Raw genomic sequence first — 20,591 nt, forward strand, 5'->3', positions numbered from 1 at the left:
TAAAAATCAATGCTCTTCGGATGCCATCGACAGATAGACAATCGTCAGAACCATGAAGATAAAGGCTTGCAGCGTAATGATCAGGATGTGGAAAATGGCCCAAGGCACATTCAGAATCCACTGTGACCACCACGGCAGAAGACCCGCGATCAGAATGAAAATCAACTCACCCGCGTACATGTTGCCGAACAGTCGCAGACCGAGTGAAACCGGTTTGGACAGCAGGCTCACGCCCTCAAGGATAAGGTTTACCGGAATAAATACCGGATGGTTGAACGGCTGGAGAGTCAGCTCTTTAGCGAAACCGCCAATACCCTTCATTTTGATGCTGTAGAACAGAATCAGGATAAATACGCCCAGCGCCATCGACAGGGTGATGTTCACGTCAGCAGACGGCACCACGCGCAGTGCAGGCAGACCCAGGACGTGCTCGCCAATCCACGGAAGGAAGTCGATAGGCAAAAGATCCATCAGGTTCATCAGGAATACCCAGACGAAAATCGTCAGGGCCAGTGGTGCGATAAGCTTGCTTTTGCCGTGGTACATGTCTTTGACGCTACCATGAACAAAACCAATCACCAGCTCAATCGCCGTCTGGAATTTCCCTGGGACACCGCTGGTGGCTTTTTTCGCTACGCTACGGAACATCACCAGGAACAACAGACCCAGAACCACTGAGAAAAACATGGAGTCGATATTCAGCGTCCAGAAGGTGGCCGGGGGGTTATGCGGATCCACCAGCGAGAAGGTACGTAAGTCAATCTGAAGGTTATTCAGATGGTGACCGATGTACTCCTGCGGTGTTGAGTATTCTCCTGCAGACATGATGCCTCTTACCCTTTGTTGTTAATTACAGCAGGTGCCAGTATCTGAACAACCAGCACCGAAACCCACGTGACTATCAGCGGCAAAAAAGCCACCTTGAAAACTGCCAGCGCCACCACCAGTAACACGAATGTTATCAACACCTTGAGCGCTTCACCGAAGGCGAAGGTCCAGGCCACTCGGCCTTTAGCGGGTGTATGCGCCTGATGACGCCAGGCAAAAATCATAAACAACATATTCGGCAGTAAGACTGCCATACCTCCGCACACGGCGGAAATGCCCCAGAAGGGGTCTTTGAGGCTAAACAGCAATCCACTTGCCATTACTGCCAGAAACTGAATAAGCAGAAGCCTGCGAGCAACGTTTCGACTATAGAGCGACACAGACATTGCGTTTCTTAACTCCTGCTCCCTTTGAGGTATGCCGCGTGTCGTATAAAACGTTCTTTGAGGCCCGGAGTCAAGCATCAAAAAGCGGTCAAATTATACGGTGCGGTCTCGTGATTTCAAACAATAAGTAGCGAAAAGGTGAATAAATGTTTAAATATTTTTCCCAAGGGCTATTTTTAAACTTTTGCAGAAACTGTGAACCTTCGGGCAAAAGTGCAAATAACGCGAAATTCCTGATGATAAAGCGTGCACTCGGTCACAAAATAAACATTTATGCACCAGCCATATTTATCGCAGCGGGAATTTGATACTTTTCATCTTTCTGATATTTAAGCCGATTTATCACAACTCTTTTTAAAACACTCATATCTACTATGAAAACGTTTTATTGACATTTTTAATAATTATTTAACATCAATATTTCGTTATCGAGGCCGATTTTTAGCGGGCTGATATTTTCATAGTTGATTATTCCAGGCGTTAATAAATCTCTCATCGTTAAATGTCAGAAAAATCCTGGTAAAAATACGGTTAAATGTAACCGAACGTATCATCGTTTTTAATGCCGTTTTTTAACATCGCAGCAACCGCACGAAAGATACATTTTTTGATAAAAATTAAACTTTATTTGCTTTAACGACGACCAAATGACGCTCGCCATCCAGGTGCGGAACATGCAGTTTAACAATAGTTTCTACACTCAAATCAGCGGGTAACAGCGCAATCTCCTCTTCCGGCATTAAACCTTTAAGCGCATAGAAGCGCCCTTCTTTGCCAGGCAAATGTCTGCACCAGCTCACCATGTCGTTCAGCGAAGCGAAAGCGCGGCTTATAACGCCGTCAAACGGCGGTTCTGCCGGGAAATCTTCGACACGGCTCTGCACCGGTTCGATATTGCCGAGTTTCAATTCATGCTGAACCTGGCGCAAAAACCGTACACGTTTGCCAAGGCTGTCGAGCAAAGTGAAGTGCGATTCAGGACGGACGATCGACAATGGAATGCCTGGTAATCCTGGGCCGGTCCCGACGTCAATAAAGCGTGAGCCTTGCAGGTAAGGCGCAACCACAACGCTGTCGAGGATATGGCGGATCAACATCTCGTTGGGATCGCGCACGGAAGTCAGGTTGTACGCTTTGTTCCATTTGTGCAGCAGTTCGACGTAAGCCACCAGTTGCTGTTGCTGGTGATCGGACAACGAAATACCCGCTTCATTGAGCAGACGAGAGAGTTTGTTAAGCACGGTTGTTACCTGTGGAATTAAAATGCCCGGTAAAAACCGGGCAGAAAAGTAAGATTAGGCGCTACGGCGCAGCATACCTTGTTTTTTCAGCCACACCAGCAGAATGGAGATAGCCGCCGGGGTGATCCCGGAGATGCGTGATGCCTGGCCAATGGATGACGGTTTGTGATCGTTAAGCTTGGCAATCACTTCGTTGGACAGGCCGTTAACCTGGCGGTAATCCAGCGATGCGGGCAACAGCGTGTTCTCATTGCGCTGCTGTTTTTCGATCTCATCCTGCTGACGCGCGATGTAACCCTCGTATTTCACCTGGATTTCCACCTGCTCGGCAGCTTGCTGATCGTCCAGACCCGGTGCGAATGGGGTCAACTGAACCAGTTGCTCGTAGGTCATCTCGGGACGACGCAGCAGATCTTCACCGCTGGCTTCGCGCGACAGCGGTGCGGTCAGATGCTCGTTTACCGCAGGCGCATGTTCAGACGCTGGTGATACCCACTGGGATTTCAGGCGCTGACGTTCACGCTCGATAGTCTCCAGTTTTTCGTTGAAACGCGCCCAGCGCGCGTCATCGACCAGGCCCAGCTCACGGCCCGCTTCCGTCAGGCGCAGATCGGCATTGTCTTCGCGCAGCATCAGGCGATATTCCGCACGGGAGGTAAACATGCGGTACGGCTCTTTCGTACCCAGGGTGCAAAGATCGTCCACCAGAACGCCAAGGTAAGCCTGATCGCGGCGCGGCGCCCAACCCTCTTTTTCAGCAGAGAAGCGCGCGGCGTTCAGCCCCGCCAACAGCCCCTGGGCTGCAGCTTCTTCATACCCGGTGGTGCCGTTAATCTGGCCGGCAAAGAACAGACCCTGGATAAATTTGCTTTCCAGCGTCAGTTTCAGGTCGCGCGGATCGAAGAAGTCGTACTCAATGGCGTAGCCAGGGCGAACAATCTTCGCGTTTTCCATTCCCTGCATGGAGCGCACAATTTGCATCTGCACATCAAACGGCAGGCTGGTGGAGATACCGTTCGGGTAAATTTCGTTTGAGGTCAGCCCTTCCGGCTCAAGGAAAATCTGGTGCTGATTGCGATCGGCAAAGCGCATGACTTTATCTTCGATCGACGGGCAGTAACGCGGACCGATCCCTTCGATAACACCAGCGTACATCGGGCTACGATCGAGGTTATTGCGGATCACATCGTGGGTTTTTTCATTGGTATGCGTGACGTAGCATGGAACCTGACGCGGGTGTTGAGCAGCGTTGCCCATAAACGAGAACACCGGCATCGGGTTATCGCCATGCTGCTGGGCCAGGACGCTAAAATCGATAGTGCGTGCGTCAATACGCGGCGGTGTTCCGGTTTTCAGGCGGCTGACGCGCAGCGGCAGTTCACGCAAACGGCGCGACAGCGGAATGGATGGCGGATCACCAGCCCGACCGCCGCTGTAGTTATCAAGACCAATATGGATCTTACCGTCCAGAAACGTACCTACAGTCAGCACCACCGCTTTCGCACGGAATTTGAGCCCCATCTGGGTCACTGCGCCAACAACGCGATCGTTTTCGACAATAAGATCTTCAACCGCCTGCTGGAAGATCATCAGGTTCGGTTGGTTTTCCAGCGCCGTACGCACTGCCTGACGGTAAAGTACGCGGTCGGCCTGCGCACGAGTCGCGCGCACTGCCGGGCCTTTGCTGGCGTTTAGTATCCTAAACTGAATACCGGCCTGATCGATCGCCTTCGCCATCAACCCGCCGAGCGCATCCACTTCTTTTACCAGGTGTCCTTTCCCAATACCGCCGATCGCCGGGTTGCAGCTCATCTGCCCCAGCGTGTCGATATTGTGTGTCAAAAGCAGGGTCTGCTGACCCATACGCGCTGCGGCCATTGCGGCCTCAGTGCCTGCATGACCCCCGCCAATGATAATGACGTCAAAAGGATCCGGATAAAACATGGTGGTATGCCTCGCCTGAGCGGTTAGAAATTGGATTGAAGCTTGGGCCGTGGATTCTACTCAACTTTAGTCCAGTGAGAAAGGATCGGATCCCGGCTATTAAAAAGAAGATCTTTTATATGTAGAGATCTGTTCTATTGTGATCTCTTATTAGGATCGACAGGTCTTGTGGATAACCCGGATCATCACTTTAAGATCAAGTCATTAGGCAGGATCTTTAGCTGTGAATGATCGGTGATCCTGAACCGTATAAGCTGGGATCAAAATGGCTAGTTATACACAGGTCAAAAACTGAATCATTGTTATGCATGGGATAACTACCGGTTGATCAGTGCTTTTAAGCATAGTTATCCACATCTGATCGCACGATCTTTAATCGTTATTGAGTAAATTTTTCCAGGATCCCAGCCATTCTTCCGCCGGATCCTCCGGAATATCGTGATCAAGGATGTTGATCTTCAGTGTTTCACCGATCTTTTTTGCGCCGCATGCCGTTAATGAGGCTTCCAGTTTTTCGATCGCCTGACAGAAAGTGTCATATTCTCGACTACCGATACCAATAGCGCCAAAGCGTACCTGGGACAGATCCGGCTTTTGCTCATTCAAATCGTCTAAAAGCGGTTGCAGATTTTCGGGCAGATCGCCCGCGCCATGGGTGGAGCTGACCACCAGCCAGGTGCCCTGCAAAGTGAGATCCTCTAAAAGCGGGCCGTGCAGCGTCTCGGTACTGAAACCCGCGTCTTCCAGCTTTTCCGCCAGATGTTCTGCCACGTATTCCGCGCCGCCAAGGGTACTGCCGCTAATAAGAGTGATGTCTGCCATAAAGCCCGCTCCGTTTTACTCACCATTCGGCGATAAATAGGGGGGCATTGTACGCTGTGAATGGGCTGGGATCTACCTGTGGACAATGCGGGTATTGTTTGAGGATGAAAATGCCCGGTTAAGGGCGGATCGTACGCATGATCGGGTTTTGCAGGGAGATCAGCGTCTCTGTGGATTGGATTTCATCAATTGTTTGGATCTTGTTGATAAGTACCTGTTGCAGGGCGTCGATGGATCGACACATCACCTTTATAAAGATGCTGTAGTGGCCAGTGGTGTAGTAAGCCTCGGTCACTTCCTCCAGACTTTCCAGCTTTGCCAGCGCGGAGGGGTAATCTTTGGCGCTTTTCAAAATGATGCCGATAAAGCAACAGACGTCATAACCCAATTGTTTCGGGCTTACGTCAATGCGCGCACCAGTAATGATCCCTGCCTGTTTCATTTTCTCAACGCGAACGTGAATGGTGCCGGGGCTGACGCCAAACTGTTTGGCCAGCTCAGCATACGCGGTACGTGCGTTGGCCATTAACGCGTTGAGGATGCCGCGGTCCAGATTGTCTATCTGATAATTTTCCATAGGATTTTCTTATGAATAATAATGATTCTCTCTATTTTAGCGTGTTGTTTTGACGAATCAAAAGCGTTAACGGCTTTTTAGTTGTGAATTATTGAGTTATTGCGATGTTTTATTGCTTAATGGATAGCAACAGGACACAGGAGTTACATAATGAAAACCGCTTACATCGCCAAACAACACCAGATTGCTTTCGTGAAATCTTTTTTCTCTCGCCAGCTGGAGGAGAAACTGGGACTGATTGAAGTTCAGGCACCGATCCTTAGCCGCGTCGGTGATGGCACGCAAGATAACCTGTCGGGGTGTGAAAAAGCGGTACAGGTCAATGTGAAAACGCTGCCGGATGCCCTTTTCGAAGTGGTGCATTCACTGGCTAAATGGAAACGTCAGACGCTGGGTCAGCACGACTTCAGCGCTGGCGAAGGGCTGTACACGCACATGAAAGCCCTGCGTCCGGATGAAGATCGCCTTTCTTCTATTCACTCCGTTTATGTGGATCAGTGGGACTGGGAACGTGTACTTGGTGACGATCAACGTCAACTGACAACCTTAAAAAACACCGTTGAGGCGATCTGGTCAGGAATCAAAGAGACCGAAGCCGCCGTCAGCGAACGATTTGGTCTGGCACCGTTCCTACCAGAACAGATCCATTTTGTACATAGCGAAACGCTGCTCAGCCGCTTTCCGCATCTCGATGCCAAAGGGCGCGAGAGAGCGATCGCTAAAGAGCTGGGCGCAGTGTTCCTGATGGGTATTGGCGGCAAGCTTAGCGACGGCAAGCGCCACGATGTGCGCGCACCGGATTATGATGACTGGAGCACGGCGGCGGAAGCGGGTTTCAGTGGGCTGAATGGCGATATTCTGGTGTGGAACCCGGTTCTGGAAGATGCGCTGGAGCTGTCGTCAATGGGCATTCGCGTTGATGCCGAGGCCTTAACGCGCCAGTTGAAGCTAACAGGAGATGAAGACCGTTTACAGCTGGAGTGGCACCAGGCGCTGCTGCGCGGTGAGATGCCGCAAACCATCGGCGGTGGTATCGGTCAATCGCGCCTTACTATGCTGCTGCTGCAATTACCGCACATTGGGCAGGTGCAGTGCGGCGTGTGGCCTGCGCAAGTTCGCGAACAGGTTTCCGGCCTGCTTTAACGCCGCCAGCGCCGTAACAGGCGGCTGCGCATCCCGGTATCGAAGCGCCAGATATGGTCGAAGATACGCATGATACCGGGCTTGCCGTGCGACGACATTGCCACCGCGTGAAAGCGATGTTGATGAATGTGCTGTAGTTCTTTTACTTTACTGACGACATCGTCTGGCAGGCGCTGGGCGATGAAATCAGAAATCACTACCGCGTCTGCGTCATACCACTCTCCACCCTGCATCCGTTCGATGATCGCGCGAAAACAGCTCGCCAGATCGGTGCCACCGCGAAAGCGTTGGCTGAGGAAACGGATCGCCTGCTCCAGCCCCAGTGTGCTGGTCAGTTCGTAGCGCACCACTTCGCTGGAAAAAAGCATAATAAAACAGCGCCGCTTGTCTGCCAGCGCCACGCGCATCAGTGCCAGGCAGAACGCTTTTGCACACTGTTCGTTAAAGCCGCCCATGGAGCCGGAGGTATCGACACAGACTATGAATGGCCCGCGCGGTTGCTCGTCAAAATCCTGGTGAATGACCGGACGTTCCGTCACTTTTTCCCGCCAGGCATCGCCGTGCAGACGGTAAGTTAGCAACTGTTTTTCCACCAGCCGCCGGTAAAACTCATACTCCAGTTCGGTGATACCCAGCGTCGCCAGTTCAGGCGGCAATAACCGCAGGATATCGTCGCTCTGATATAACCCATCAACCTGCTCCGGTACGATTGCCGGTTCGCGCACCAGCGTACGGAAGGTTTCCATTGGCGCATCTTTACGCGGCACCGATTTGGCTTCCCGTGAGCGGCCAAGCTGTTCAGCAAGTTGCCGGAGTTCCGGTTGTTCTTTGAGAAAATCACCGTACTTAACGATCAACTGATAGTCAGCGCGTTTGAGCTGCCCGGCGCTCATATCCCATAGTCTGCCTGCGGCGTTTTCATTTTCGATCAGTACCGGCTCGAGCTGACCGCTGAGTGTCATGCGTTCCTGCACTTCACTGAGCAATTGCTCACGCTCTTCTTCCAGTAACTGCTGATTAAAAGCGGTGGTTTGCACCACCAGGCTCAACCGCCAGCGTTGCAAAAACAGAGTATGCAGCGCTGGCGTAAAGACCGGGTTATCGACCACCATTTGTCGTGCCTGCGTCGCGAAAGGGGAGCGCAGCTTATCCAGCAAACCCAGAATTTGCGGGAGCTGAACAGTAAACTGTGAGGTTGAAAGCAACTGGTTTTGCTGGTAGCTCAGAACTTCTTGCGCCAGCTCAGGCGGCACTTCAGCCTCTTTCAGATGCTTTTTTAGTGCCTCACGCCAGCGCGGCACATCTTCAGTGATCGCGTGTTTAAGCTTGGGGAATTTTTCGAAAAACAGCGCCAGTTGCGGGGATGCCAGCAGGAGGACGATAAGTTCTTCAACCAACGCCTCTTCACTGATGGTGAGCATCACATTCAGTGTTTCCAGCGTTAGCATTGCCGTGCCTGTTGGATTTGCGCCCGGACATCCTGCAGGCTGGCTTCAATACGACCTAACCAGTCGGCTGCGATAAACAGGCATTTTTGCTGTTCATTAAAACGGGTATGTTGTTGGTGCCAGTTGTTGTCCAGCACTTCCAGTTGCTGTTTGATCTCTTCCGGAACATTTTCTGAGGCGCTGCCACCGGGCAGAGCAAGGCGCGATCCTTGCAGGCTAACGTCGCGGATTAACAGATGCAGGCTGGTATCCACTTCCAGATTCAGCACTTGCGCAAAACCAATGCCGTTGAGTTTGCCGCGGATCTCACCGCCTTTCGCCAGCCACTGCTCCAGCGCACTGCGTTCAATGGTGACGTGAATAACCTGCAAGTCATGCAATTTTAACGGCTGTTGCAGGAGGAGTGTCAGCACCGGTTCGGCTAAATCGGCGGGCAAATCGTAATGGGGACGTCGGCTAAACATGCCACCCTGGCGGCTGACTTTGAGCGCTGTTTTGTCGCTTTGCTGTTGCTGAAGTTGCAGGTGGCGCTGCGAAATTGTGGTGAGCTGCGCAATCATCGATTGTTGTTGCCAGGCGTGCCCGGTCATCAATATTTCCAACTGTTGTTGCAGCAAGCGCATGCCTTCGGCGTCGTGCCACAGGCAATCTTTCAGCAGGATTAAATCAATCGGCGCGACTGCATCGCGGCCGCTGAAAAAGGCGCTGGATTGCAACAGGCGGATGGCCTTTTTCCAGCGACGATCGGAAACATACGGCGCGTTCGGCAGCGCATCAAGTTGCTGGCGTAACGTATAAATAAGCTCAAAGACATTATCCGGCAGTTTGACCTTACTGATCTCCTGTTGCCAGTTGGCGTACTCTTCATCGGTGATTTGCAATTCTACAGGCACCGGGTTGTCGTTCTCATCCTGTTGGCTAATCAGCATCGAGCGGAAGTTGCCCTTTTCCTGCACTTTGTCCAGCCACAGCCGAATCAGCATGCGGTCATACAGCGCTTCAAGGCTGTTGTCCGCTTCCGGCAGTTCGTTAGAAGCGGCCACCAGCAAACGCATGGGGATTTTCTCTTCGCTGGCACCATTTCGAAAACGCCGTTCATTAATCGCGGTCAGCAGGGTGTTGAGAATGGCGGGACCTGCTTTCCAGATTTCATCCAGAAAGACAATTTCGGCTTCCGGTAAATAGCCGCTGGTTAAGCGCTCGTAGCGCCCTTCATCTTTCAATGCCTGGATGGAAAGCGGGCCAAACACCTCTTCCGGCGTGGAGAAACGGGTCATCAAATATTCGAAGGCGCGGGCATGTTTGAAGGCAAATTTCAGGCGGCGAGCAATCAGGCTTTTGGCTATACCCGGCGGACCTAAAAGAAACACACTCTCACCGCTTAGTGCCGCCAGCAAACAAAGGCGAATGGCGTGGCTGCGCTCAAAAAGCCCTTTTTCCAGCGCGCTGCTTAAACGGGAAATTCTTTCTGCTAATAAATGTGAGTGAGCCATAATAGATTTGCGTCCTTTCGCCGTGTTATCCGGCTTGCAAAAGCGAGTATAGACGTTCCTGAAAGGGCTTGTAATAGACTGAAGAACGGCTTTATTTTCTTTGCGCCAGATTAATGTGGCCGCATTTAGGGGTACGATTTCATAAATAATCGTGCATACTGTGCGCTTTTTGTGGGCCAAGGGACTAAGCACACATTGTGTCATTCAATCAAAAGATTAGTCTATGAGCACTGATAATAAGCAATCATTACCAGCGGTTACGCTTGCGGCGATTGGGGTTGTCTACGGTGATATTGGCACCAGCCCACTTTATACACTTCGTGAATGTTTGTCCGGTCAGTTTGGTTTTGGCGTTGAGCGCGATGCCGTGTTTGGTTTTTTGTCGCTCATCTTCTGGCTGCTGATTTTTGTTGTCTCCATTAAGTATCTGACATTCGTCATGCGGGCGGATAACGCCGGTGAAGGCGGGATCTTAACCCTGATGTCGCTGGCCGGGCGCAATACCTCCGCAAGGATGACCTCGGTGCTGGTGATCATGGGGCTGATTGGCGGCAGCTTCTTCTATGGCGAAGTGGTCATAACGCCCGCCATTTCGGTGATGTCGGCAATCGAGGGCCTGGAGATTATCGCGCCTTCGCTCGACGCCTGGATTGTACCGTTGTCGATTGTCGTTTTAACCCTGCTGTTTGCGATTCAGAAACATGGTACGGGGCTGGTGGGGAAGTTGTTTGCCCCCATTATGCTGGCGTGGTTTTTGATTCTGGCGGTGCTCGGTGTGCGCAGCATTATTGCGAACCCTGAAGTGTTGCAAGCGCTAAACCCAATGTGGGCGGTGAACTTCTTCCTGCAATATAAGGCTATCTCTTTTGTGGCGCTGGGCGCGGTAGTGCTGTCCATTACCGGGGTGGAGGCGCTGTATGCGGATATGGGCCACTTCGGTAAGCTGCCGATCCGCGTGGCGTGGTTTATTGTCGTGCTACCGTCGCTGGTGCTGAACTACTTTGGCCAGGGCGCGCTGCTGCTGAAAACGCCGGAAGCGATTAAGAACCCCTTTTTCCTGCTCGCGCCGGAATGGGCGCTGATCCCGATGCTGATTATTTCCACGCTGGCGACGGTTATCGCCTCGCAGGCGGTGATTTCCGGCGTGTTCTCACTGACGCGCCAGGCCGTGCGTCTGGGGTATCTGGCGCCGATGCGCATCATCCATACCTCGGAGATGGAATCCGGGCAGATCTATATCCCGTTCATTAACTGGCTGCTCTACTTTGCGGTGGTGCTGGTTATTGTCAGCTTCGAACACTCGAGTAACCTGGCGGCAGCGTACGGGATCGCCGTAACGGGCACCATGGTGCTGACCTCGATTCTCTCCACCACGGTGGCGCGCAAAAACTGGCACTGGAACAAAGTGCTGGTGGGACTGCTTCTGCTCCTATTCCTTTCTATCGATGTGCCGTTGTTCTCGGCGAACCTCGACAAAATCGTCTCCGGTGGTTGGTTACCATTAACCCTTGGGCTGGTGATGTTCCTGGTGATGACCACCTGGAAGAGCGAGCGTTTCCGCCTGCTGCGCCGTATGCATGAACACGGTAACTCTCTGGAGGCAATGATTGCTTCGCTGGAGAAATCGCCGCCGGTGCGCGTACCGGGCACAGCGGTGTATATGTCGCGTGCGCTGAATGTTATCCCGTTTGCCATGATGCATAACCTGAAGCACAACAAGGTGCTGCATGAGCGCGTGATCCTGCTGACGCTGCGTACTGAAGATGCGCCTTATGTGCACAATGTGCGCCGCGTGCAGATTGAGCAATTGTCGCCGACCTTCTGGCGTGTGGTGGCAAGCTACGGCTGGCGTGAAACGCCAAATGTGGAAGAAGTGTTCCACCGTTGCGGGCTGGAAGGGTTGAACTGCCGCATGATGGAGACCTCGTTCTTTATGTCGCATGAGTCGTTGATTGTGGGCAAACGGCCTTGGTATCTGCGCCTGCGCGGCAAACTCTATCTGGTATTGCAACGTAACGCGCTGCGCGCGCCAGATCAGTTTGAGATCCCGCCAAACCGAGTGATAGAACTGGGAACGCAGGTCGAAATTTAGTTCTGATGAAACCCCTCTTTAAGAGGGGTTTTTGCTATTAATTGCTGATGATTTCACTTAAATAAGTAAAGCTGTTTTTTTCATCATTTCGGCAAGCGAAACGTTTCGATATCGATCACACTTCTATAAAGTCAGGATGGTTTTCTGCACATTCTTCGTACTACACTGCATACAGCGAAACGTTTCGCTGATGGAGCGTAAAAAATGAAAAAAGGTCGTGTGCTGAACGCTGACATCTCGTCAGTCATCTCTCGTCTTGGTCATACTGATTCGCTGGTGGTGTGTGATGCCGGGTTGCCGGTGCCGCGTAACACGCAACGTATTGATATGGCATTAACTCAGGGCGTGCCTTCCTTTATGCAAGTACTGGAAGTGGTGACGACGGAAATGCAGGTTGAGTCCGCGATTATCGCCTCGGAGATTAAGCAGCATAATCCGCAGCTCCATGAAACGTTGCTCAAGCATATTGAGCAGCTGCAACAACACCAGGGAAATAGCATCGAAGTGCGGTACGTTACGCACGAGCAATTTAAAAAACACACCGCGGACAGTCATGCGGTGATTCGCAGCGGGGAGTGTTCCCCGTTTGCGAATATCATTCTCTGTGCTGGCGTGACCTTCTGAGGCCATCATGGACGCGTTATTGCAACTCAAAGGCATCGACAAAGCCTTTCCCGGCGTAAAAGCCCTCTCCGGCGCGGCGCTTAATGTTTACTCTGGCCGCGTGATGGCGTTGGTTGGTGAAAACGGTGCCGGCAAATCAACGATGATGAAAGTGCTGACGGGCATCTACACCCGTGATGCCGGTTCGCTGCTGTGGTTGGGCAAAGAAACCACGTTCACCGGGCCGAAATCCTCCCAGGAAGCCGGTATTGGCATCATCCACCAGGAACTGAACCTGATCCCGCAGCTCACCATTGCCGAGAACATCTTCCTCGGTCGTGAGTTTGTGAATCGCTTTGGCAAAATCGACTGGAAAAAGATGTTTGCCGAAGCCGACAAACTGCTGGCTAAGCTGAATCTGCGCTTTAAAAGCGAGCGGCTGGTCGGTGAACTCTCGATTGGCGATCAGCAGATGGTCGAAATCGCTAAAGTGATGAGCTACGAATCGCAGGTCATCATTATGGATGAGCCAACCGATGCCCTGACCGATACCGAAACCGAATCGCTGTTCCGCGTCATCCGCGAGCTGAAATCGCAGGGGCGCGGCATCGTCTATATTTCTCACCGCATGAAAGAGATCTTCGAGATTTGCGATGACGTGACCGTCTTCCGTGACGGGCAATTTATTGCCGAGCGCGAAGTGGCCACGCTAACCGAAGATTCGCTGATCGAGATGATGGTTGGCCGCAAGCTGGAAGATCAATATCCGCGGCTGGATAAAACGCCGGGCGAAATTCGTCTTACCGTCGATAACCTGTGCGGGCCGGGCGTGGAAAATGTCAGTTTTACGCTGCGTAAAGGCGAGATCCTTGGCGTCGCCGGGCTGATGGGCGCGGGACGTACCGAGCTGATGAAGGTGCTGTATGGCGCACTGCCGCGCACCAGCGGCTATGTGACGCTCGACGGCCATGAAGTGATCACCCGCTCACCGCAGGACGGTCTGGCAAACGGTATTGTTTACATTTCAGAAGACCGCAAGCGCGACGGGCTGGTGCTCGGTATGTCGGTTAAAGAGAACATGTCGCTGACCGCGCTGCGTTACTTCAGCCATGCGGGCGGTACGCTGAAACACAAAGATGAGCAGCAGGCGGTAAGTGATTTTATTCGTCTGTTTAATGTGAAAACGCCCTCAATGGAGCAGGCAATCGGTTTGCTCTCCGGCGGGAACCAGCAAAAAGTGGCGATTGCGCGCGGTCTGATGACCCGGCCGAAAGTGCTGATCCTCGACGAGCCGACGCGTGGTGTCGACGTTGGGGCGAAGAAAGAGATTTATCAGTTAATTAACCAGTTTAAGGCCGATGGCCTGAGCATCATTCTTGTCTCCTCCGAAATGCCGGAAGTGTTGGGCATGAGCGATCGCATAATGGTGATGCATGAAGGGCATCTCGGCGGGGAATTCACGCGCGAGCAGGCCACTCAGGAAGTGTTGATGGCTGCCGCTGTGGGCAAGCTTAATCGTGTGAATCAGGAGTAAAAAAGATGACTACCCAGGCTGTTTCTGGTCGCCGTTATTTCACCAAAGCATGGTTGATGGAACAAAAATCGTTGATTGCCCTGCTGGTGCTGATTGCGATTGTTTCGACCATGAGCCCGAACTTTTTTACCGTCAATAACCTGTTAAACATCCTGCAACAGACCTCAGTAAACGCCATTATGGCGGTCGGTATGACGCTTGTGATTTTGACTTCGGGAATCGATCTGTCCGTCGGTTCTCTGTTAGCGCTCACCGGCGCAGTTGCCGCCTCGCTGGTGGGAATGGAAGTTAACGCGTTGGTGGCGGTTGTCGGTGCACTGGCGCTTGGCGCGGCTGTTGGCGCACTGACCGGTACGATTGTCGCGAAAGGCCGCGTGCAGGCGTTTATCGCCACGCTGGTGATGATGTTGCTGCTGCGCGGCGTGACGCTGGTTTATACCAACGGTAGCCCGGTGAATACGGGTTTTACTGATAACGCGGATGTGTTTGGCTGGTTCGGTATTGGTCGCCCGTTCGGCATTCCGACGCCGGTGTGGCTGATGGTCGTCGTCTTTATCGCTGCGTGGTATCTGTTGCATCACACCCGTTTGGGCCGCTATATCTATGCGTTAGGCGGTAACGAAGCGGCAACGCGCTTGTCCGGTATCAGCGTTGATAAAGTCAAAGTTATCGTTTACTCCCTGTGCGGCCTTCTGGCTTCGCTGGCAGGCATTATTGAAGTGGCGCGTCTTTCCTCGGCGCAACCTACTGCGGGAGCAGGTTATGAGCTGGATGCTATCGCTGCGGTTGTTTTGGGTGGGACCAGTCTCGCAGGTGGCAAAGGGCGTATTGTCGGCACATTAATCGGCGCGCTGATCCTTGGCTTCCTCAATAATGGATTGAATTTGTTGAGCGTTTCCTCCTATTACCAGATGATCGTTAAAGCAGTGGTTATTCTGCTCGCGGTGCTGGTAGACAACAAAAAGCAGTAATTACCTACACAACAGGACTCATGAAAATGAACATGAAAAAACTGGCCACTCTGGTTTCTGCTGTTGCACTGAGCGCCACCGTAAGCGCGAACGCGATGGCGAAAGACTCTATTGCTCTGGTGATTTCCACGCTGAACAACCCGTTCTTCGTTTCTCTGAAGGATGGCGCGCAGAAAGAAGCGGACAAACTGGGTTATGACCTGGTGGTACTGGACTCGCAAAACAACCCGGCGAAAGAGCTGGCGAACGTGCAGGACCTGACCGTGCGCGGCACCAAATTGCTGCTGATCAACCCGACCGATTCCGACGCAGTTGGTAACGCTGTGAAAATGGCAAACCAGGCGAAAATCCCGGTAATCACCCTTGACCGTGTGGCTTCCAGCGGCGAAGTGGTGAGCCATATCGCTTCTGATAACGTGCTCGGCGGTAAAATTGCCGGGGATTACATTGCCAGAAAAGCGGGCGAAGGAGCGAAAGTTATCGAACTGGCAGGTATTGCCGGGACTTCCGCTGCGCGTGAACGTGGCGAAGGTTTCCAGCAGGCGGTTGCTGCACACAAATTTAACGTGCTGGCCAGCCAGCCGGCTGATTTCGACCGCACTAAGGGCCTGAACGTGATGCAGAACCTGCTGACTGCGCATCCGGATGTGCAGGCTGTTTTCGCGCAGAACGATGAAATGGCGCTGGGTGCGCTGCGCGCGCTGCAAACTGCCGGTAAATCCGACGTGATGGTCGTGGGTTTTGACGGTACGCCAGACGGCGTGAAAGCGGTTAACGACGGTAAACTGGCTGCAACTATCGCTCAGTTGCCGGAGCAGATCGGCGCGAAAGGCGTGGATACCGCAGACAAAGTGTTGAAGGGTGAAAAGGTTTACGCCAAAAACCCGGTTGATTTGAAACTGGTTATCAAGCAGTAATTCGTCATTCTGGTGGAGGGCAAAAACCTTTCGCCTGAGGGACAATACAAAAAAGAAAAGCATGGCACGCGCCACCGAAAGGTGGCGCATTTTACGGACAAGCTCATCATGAAAACCGCAGGCAAACTCGTTGTCCTTGGCAGTATTAATGCCGATCACATTCTTAACCTTGAATCTTTCCCTACTCCGGGCGAAACCGTGACTGGCAGCCAGTATCAGGTTGCTTTTGGCGGTAAAGGAGCAAATCAGGCGGTAGCCGCCGGACGTAGTGGTGCTGATATTGCATTTATCGCCTGTACCGGCGATGACGATACCGGTACGCGCGTACGTAAGCAGCTCCAGAGCGACAATATTGATGTTGCGCCGGTGAGTGTTGTTGCGGGTGAATCTACAGGTGTGGCGCTGATTTTCGTCAACGGTGAAGGTGAGAATGTTATCGGTATTCATGCGGGAGCGAATGCGGCGCTCTCGATTGAACGCGTCAATGCGCAGCATGACCTGATTGCGCAGGCTTCTGCGCTGTTAATGCAACTGGAATCGCCAGTTGAGAGCGTGCTGTCGGCAGCGCGTATCGCGCATCAGAACAAGACCATCGTGGCGCTGAATCCGGCTCCGGCGCGTGAACTTTCAGATGAACTGCTGGCGCTAGTGGATATCATCACGCCAAATGAAACTGAAGCGGAAAAACTTACCGGGATTAAGGTATCCAGCGATGAAGATGCCGCGCGGGCTGCACAGGCGCTTCACGCCAAAGGTATTAAAACGGTGATTATCACTCTCGGTAGCCGTGGCGTGTGGGCCAGCGTTAATGGCGAAGGCAAACGCGTACCGGGTTTTAAAGTGAAAGCCATCGATACCATTGCGGCGGGTGACACCTTTAACGGTGCGTTGCTGACCGCGCTACTGGAAGATAAACCTCTGGATGAGGCGATTCGTTTTGCTCATGCGGCGGCGGCGATTGCCGTCACGCGTAAGGGTGCGCAACCGTCTGTGCCGTGGCGCAATGAGATTGACGATTTTCTCTCTTCGCAGGGGTGATGCTTGGCGACCATGAAGGATGTTGCCCGCGTGGCGGGCGTTTCCACTTCGACCGTTTCCCACGTAATTAACAAAGATCGCTTTGTGAGTGAGGCTATCCGCGAAAAAGTGGACGCGGCGATCAAGACGCTGAATTATGCGCCTTCTGCTATCGCGCGTAGCCTGAAGATCAACCAGACGCGTACGATTGGTATGCTTATCACCGCGAGTACGAATCCGTTTTACTCGGAATTGGTTCGTGGCGTGGAGCGCAGCTGCTTCGAGCGAGGTTACAGCCTGGTGTTGTGCAACACCGAGGGTGACGAGCAGCGGATGAACCGCAACCTGGAAACATTGATGCAAAAACGCGTCGATGGGTTGCTGTTGCTGTGTACCGAAACGCACCAGCCCTCGCAAGAGATCATGCAGCGCTATCCTTCAATTCCTACAGTGATGATGGACTGGGCCCCCTTCGACGGCGATAGCGATCTGATTCAGGACAACTCGTTGCTCGGCGGTGATATGGCGACGCAATATCTGATTGGCAAAGGGCATACGCGCATTGCTTGTATTACCGGCCCGCTGGATAAAACGCCCGCACGTCTGCGCCTGGAAGGGTATCGCGAAGCGATGACCCGCGCCGGGTTGGTGATCCGTGAAGGGGATGAGATCGAGAGCGATTTTGAGTTTGGCGGCGGTTTCGACGCGATGCAGGCATTACTGGCAATGAACGAGCGCCCGCAGGCGGTATTTATTGGTAATGATGCGATGGCTGTGGGCGCATATCAGGCGCTTTACCAGGCAGGGCTGAAAATCCCGCAGGATATGGCTATCGTCGGTTATGACGATATTGAGCTGGCGCGCTACATGACGCCGCCGCTCACCACGATTCATCAACCGAAAGATGAACTGGGTGAGCTGGCGATTGACGTGCTTATCCACCGGATTGCGGAGCCTGGTTTGCAACAGCAGCGTTTGCAGCTCACGCCAATATTAATGGAGCGCGGTTCAGCCTGATTTTTTGTGCCGTTCTTTAATCAGATTGCGGCCATCTTTTGCTTTCAACAACATAAACACCAGTGCGGAAACCAGCGTGATCGCGCCCATGGTAATAAAGGTGTAGTGGAATTGCTCCACCGTGTTTGTGCTGTCAAACCCTTCATAGAAACGCAGCACCGCTGCGCTAACCGCCACGCCGAGGCTTATCGACAGTTGCTGTGTTACCGCCAGCACACTATTGCCGCTGCTGGCGTTCTCGTCGGTTAAGTCTGCAAGCGTAATGGTGTTCATTGAAGTGAACTGCGTGGACATTGCCATCCCGAGGATGAACAGCGGTAATACCAGCATCCATATCGCCATCGCCGGCGTTTGTAAGGCGAACTGGGCAATCATCAAACCAATAAACAGCGTGATACCAACCAGCGTTTTACGGTAACCAAGCCTGCGCAATATCTGGGTTACCATTGATTTTGCCAGAATAGAACCCAGCGCGGTGGGGGCCATCATGCAACCGGCAATCAATGCCGGATAACCAAATCCCACCTGTAACATTAGCGGCATCAAAAAGGGCACACAGCCGGTACCCAAACGCGAAGCTATATTTCCGGCAACGCCGACGGAAAAGGTGCGGGTGTTAAACAGGTTGAGCGATATCAATGGTGTCGGATGGCGACGCGCGTGGCGGATGTAGAGCAGTAGCAGCAAAATACCGCTCAAAATGATGGTAAAGGCAAGCCAACTGGCGACCAGCTTCTCACCGAATAATTCCATCCCGCTTGAGAACAGCACCAGGCTTAAACCGAACAGGAAAAAACCACCCATATCGAAACTGCGCCGTGGCGTGGTGAAGTTCGGCATGTATTTACGTGCATAAAACAGCCCGGCGAGGCCAATCGGGATATTAATTAAGAAGATCCAGTGCCAGCTTGCCCAGGTGACTAACACGCCTCCCATCACTGGCCCCAGAATCGGTCCGACAAGCCCAGGCATAGTGACGAAGTTCAGTACCGGCAGCAATTCGCTGCGCGGGTAAGCCCGGAGCAATGCCAGGCGTGCAACCGGCATCATCATTGCGCCGCCTATACCCTGAATTACGCGGAACACAACCAGCATCGATAATGAATTCGAAAGCGCGCAGGCCAGCGAACCAAGGGTAAACAGGCTGACCGCCAGCATAAAGACGCGCCGTGTACCGAAACGATCGGCCAGCCAGCCGCTCATGGGGATAAGCATGGCGACTGTCAGCGTGTAGCTGATAATTGTCGATTGCATTGCTAAAGGGGAACGACCAAGGCTTTGTGCTATTGCGGGGAGTGCGGTGTTAAGAATTGTGGCATCCAGTGCCTGCATAAAAAAAGCCATTGCCGCAATCCACGGCAGGCCGGCCATACTGCGCGCTTTCTTCTCTGTCATACCATGTCCTGTTAATTCGGCGTATTCAGTAACAGTTGGCACGCCCGGAACGCGCTGTCACCATCGCTTTCCTGGATGGCGTCCACAATCGCCTGGTGAAGGTCGAGCTTGACCACTTCATTTTGTGTAATAGAGGTAAAGTAGGTGTGATAGATAGAATGAAACAGTGTGGAGAAAGAAATAAGAAACGGGTTATTGCTCATCGCATAGATATGTTCATGCCATGCCATATCGACTTCTACCCAGCGTTCACGGTTGAAGTTCTTTTTCAGAAACACCATCTCTTCCATTAATGTATTGAGATACGCTTTTTGTTCCGCACTGCCCAGCGTGGCGGCAAGCAGACATGCCTGAGGCTCAAGACTGCTGCGCATAATGAGAAAGTGTTGAACAACATCCTGGAAGTTATCCTCATGCATCCACCAGGAGAGCAGCTCCTTATCAAGGAAGTTCCAGTTTCCGCGAGGCATGACGCGAGTACCGATACGCGGGCGGGGTAATACCATCCCTTTTGCGGTTAATGTCTTTACCGCTTCTCTGACAGCGGTGCGGCTTACGCCAAACTTCTCGCCCAGTTCCATCTCACCCGGCAGAATACTACCAGGTGCATATTCTCCCTTCAGGATTTGTTGCGCCAGTTTCTCGGCCAAAACCCATGAGATGTTTTTCTGCGCGGCAAGTTGTTGTGCGTTTAGCGGCATTTTTACTTCCTTATTTCTTTATTTCACTGGCTAGTATGCCATTCGATACCTTTCAGTGGTGGCAAAAACAGCGAAATCGGCAATTAATGCCGCTTTTTACCACGCTTTGTTGAAAAAAGAGACGGTTGAAAAGTTTTTTGAAATTAGGGGTTGTCAGCGGAAATTAACTCCCTATAATGCGCCTCCACTGACACGGCACAACGGCAAACACACCGGCCTGTCAGGTGAAGACTTCTGAAAATAAACAGTTGACTTCACAGCGGGAAAGCGTATTATTCGCCACCCGCGCCGCTGCAAAAAGCGAAGCGGCACCGCTCTTTAACAATTTATCAGACAATCTGTGTGGGCACTCAGGGTGACTGGATTCTTGACGTCCTCGGACGAAAAATGAATACCAAGTCTCACGAGTGAACACGTAATTCATTACGAAGTTTAATTCATGAGCATCAAACTTAAATTGAA

At 52.4% G+C, this 20,591-nt stretch carries 19 protein-coding genes; 8 read left to right on the plus strand and 11 right to left on the minus strand.

The window, feature by feature from the left end; genetic code table 11:
• Positions 1-6: 6 nt before the first annotated feature.
• The 6 genes from atpB to asnC form a co-directional block, all read right to left on the minus strand.
• Entirely contained in the window at positions 7-825 is an 819-nt protein-coding gene (gene atpB, locus ACFX4O_RS13835; RefSeq protein ID WP_017458043.1) for a F0F1 ATP synthase subunit A, read from the minus strand.
• 8 nt (positions 826-833) lie between these two features.
• Entirely contained in the window at positions 834-1,214 is a 381-nt protein-coding gene (gene atpI, locus ACFX4O_RS13840) for a F0F1 ATP synthase subunit I (RefSeq protein WP_131412993.1), read from the minus strand.
• A gap of 617 nt (positions 1,215-1,831) precedes the next feature.
• On the minus strand, positions 1,832-2,455 hold the full coding sequence (gene rsmG / locus ACFX4O_RS13845; protein WP_380209262.1) for a 16S rRNA (guanine(527)-N(7))-methyltransferase RsmG: 624 nt from the start codon (positions 2,453-2,455) through the stop codon (positions 1,832-1,834).
• Positions 2,456-2,509: 54 nt separating this feature from the next.
• Complete coding sequence (mnmG, locus tag ACFX4O_RS13850) at positions 2,510-4,399, minus strand: tRNA uridine-5-carboxymethylaminomethyl(34) synthesis enzyme MnmG (RefSeq protein WP_380209260.1); 1,890 nt, start codon at positions 4,397-4,399, stop codon at positions 2,510-2,512.
• Positions 4,400-4,771: 372 nt separating this feature from the next.
• Positions 4,772-5,221 (minus strand): FMN-binding protein MioC, encoded by a 450-nt coding sequence (mioC, locus tag ACFX4O_RS13855; protein WP_380209258.1) that lies wholly within the window; start codon positions 5,219-5,221, stop codon positions 4,772-4,774.
• 118 nt (positions 5,222-5,339) lie between these two features.
• Positions 5,340-5,798 carry a transcriptional regulator AsnC gene (asnC, locus tag ACFX4O_RS13860; protein ID WP_131412985.1) on the minus strand — a complete coding sequence of 153 codons (459 nt, stop codon included), beginning with the start codon at positions 5,796-5,798 and terminating at the stop codon, positions 5,340-5,342.
• A gap of 150 nt (positions 5,799-5,948) precedes the next feature.
• Between asnC and asnA the strand changes: the two genes are divergently transcribed.
• Positions 5,949-6,941, plus strand: a complete 993-nt coding sequence (asnA, locus tag ACFX4O_RS13865) for an aspartate--ammonia ligase (protein WP_380209256.1) — start codon at positions 5,949-5,951, stop codon at positions 6,939-6,941.
• Here asnA and viaA read toward each other — a convergent pair.
• Positions 6,938-8,389, minus strand: coding sequence for an ATPase RavA stimulator ViaA (viaA, locus tag ACFX4O_RS13870; protein WP_380209254.1), 1,452 nt, complete (start codon positions 8,387-8,389; stop codon positions 6,938-6,940). The two genes, asnA and viaA, sit on opposite strands and share 4 nt — an antisense overlap.
• The gene (ravA, locus tag ACFX4O_RS13875) at positions 8,383-9,882 is read right to left on the minus strand and encodes an ATPase RavA (RefSeq protein WP_380209252.1); all 1,500 of its coding nucleotides are present in this window, start codon (positions 9,880-9,882) and stop codon (positions 8,383-8,385) included. Before ravA ends, viaA begins: the two co-directional genes overlap by 7 nt.
• A gap of 223 nt (positions 9,883-10,105) precedes the next feature.
• On the opposite strand from ravA, the gene kup reads away from it, so the two are divergent.
• The 7 genes from kup (at position 10,106) to rbsR (ending at position 18,033) form a co-directional block, all read left to right on the plus strand.
• Entirely contained in the window at positions 10,106-11,974 is a 1,869-nt protein-coding gene (gene kup, locus ACFX4O_RS13880; protein ID WP_131412977.1) for a low affinity potassium transporter Kup, read from the plus strand.
• A 204-nt stretch (positions 11,975-12,178) separates the two neighbouring features.
• Entirely contained in the window at positions 12,179-12,598 is a 420-nt protein-coding gene (rbsD, locus tag ACFX4O_RS13885; RefSeq protein ID WP_380209249.1) for a D-ribose pyranase, read from the plus strand.
• Between the two features lie 7 nt (positions 12,599-12,605).
• The gene (gene rbsA / locus ACFX4O_RS13890; RefSeq protein ID WP_131412973.1) at positions 12,606-14,111 is read left to right on the plus strand and encodes a ribose ABC transporter ATP-binding protein RbsA; all 1,506 of its coding nucleotides are present in this window, start codon (positions 12,606-12,608) and stop codon (positions 14,109-14,111) included.
• Positions 14,112-14,116: 5 nt separating this feature from the next.
• Positions 14,117-15,082 carry a ribose ABC transporter permease gene (rbsC, locus tag ACFX4O_RS13895; RefSeq protein WP_380209247.1) on the plus strand — a complete coding sequence of 322 codons (966 nt, stop codon included), beginning with the start codon at positions 14,117-14,119 and terminating at the stop codon, positions 15,080-15,082.
• Between the two features lie 26 nt (positions 15,083-15,108).
• On the plus strand, positions 15,109-15,999 hold the full coding sequence (rbsB, locus tag ACFX4O_RS13900) for a ribose ABC transporter substrate-binding protein RbsB (RefSeq protein WP_131412971.1): 891 nt from the start codon (positions 15,109-15,111) through the stop codon (positions 15,997-15,999).
• A 108-nt stretch (positions 16,000-16,107) separates the two neighbouring features.
• On the plus strand, positions 16,108-17,037 hold the full coding sequence (rbsK, locus tag ACFX4O_RS13905; protein ID WP_380209245.1) for a ribokinase: 930 nt from the start codon (positions 16,108-16,110) through the stop codon (positions 17,035-17,037).
• Positions 17,038-17,040: 3 nt separating this feature from the next.
• Entirely contained in the window at positions 17,041-18,033 is a 993-nt protein-coding gene (rbsR, locus tag ACFX4O_RS13910) for a ribose operon transcriptional repressor RbsR (protein ID WP_131412967.1), read from the plus strand.
• Here rbsR and mdtD read toward each other — a convergent pair.
• The 3 genes from mdtD to ACFX4O_RS13925 all read right to left on the minus strand — a co-directional run.
• A complete protein-coding gene (gene mdtD, locus ACFX4O_RS13915; protein WP_380209243.1) occupies positions 18,025-19,428 on the minus strand; it encodes a multidrug transporter subunit MdtD in 1,404 nt (467 codons plus the stop codon). The two genes, rbsR and mdtD, sit on opposite strands and share 9 nt — an antisense overlap.
• 11 nt (positions 19,429-19,439) lie before the next feature.
• The gene (locus tag ACFX4O_RS13920; RefSeq protein ID WP_380209241.1) at positions 19,440-20,129 is read right to left on the minus strand and encodes a FadR/GntR family transcriptional regulator; all 690 of its coding nucleotides are present in this window, start codon (positions 20,127-20,129) and stop codon (positions 19,440-19,442) included.
• 220 nt (positions 20,130-20,349) lie between these two features.
• On the minus strand, positions 20,350-20,591 hold a 242-nt coding region (locus tag ACFX4O_RS13925; RefSeq protein WP_380209239.1), incomplete at its 5' end, for a hypothetical protein.

This window comes from Kosakonia sp. YIM B13571, assembly GCF_042788095.1.
Taxonomy (GTDB): domain Bacteria; phylum Pseudomonadota; class Gammaproteobacteria; order Enterobacterales; family Enterobacteriaceae; genus Kosakonia; species Kosakonia quasisacchari.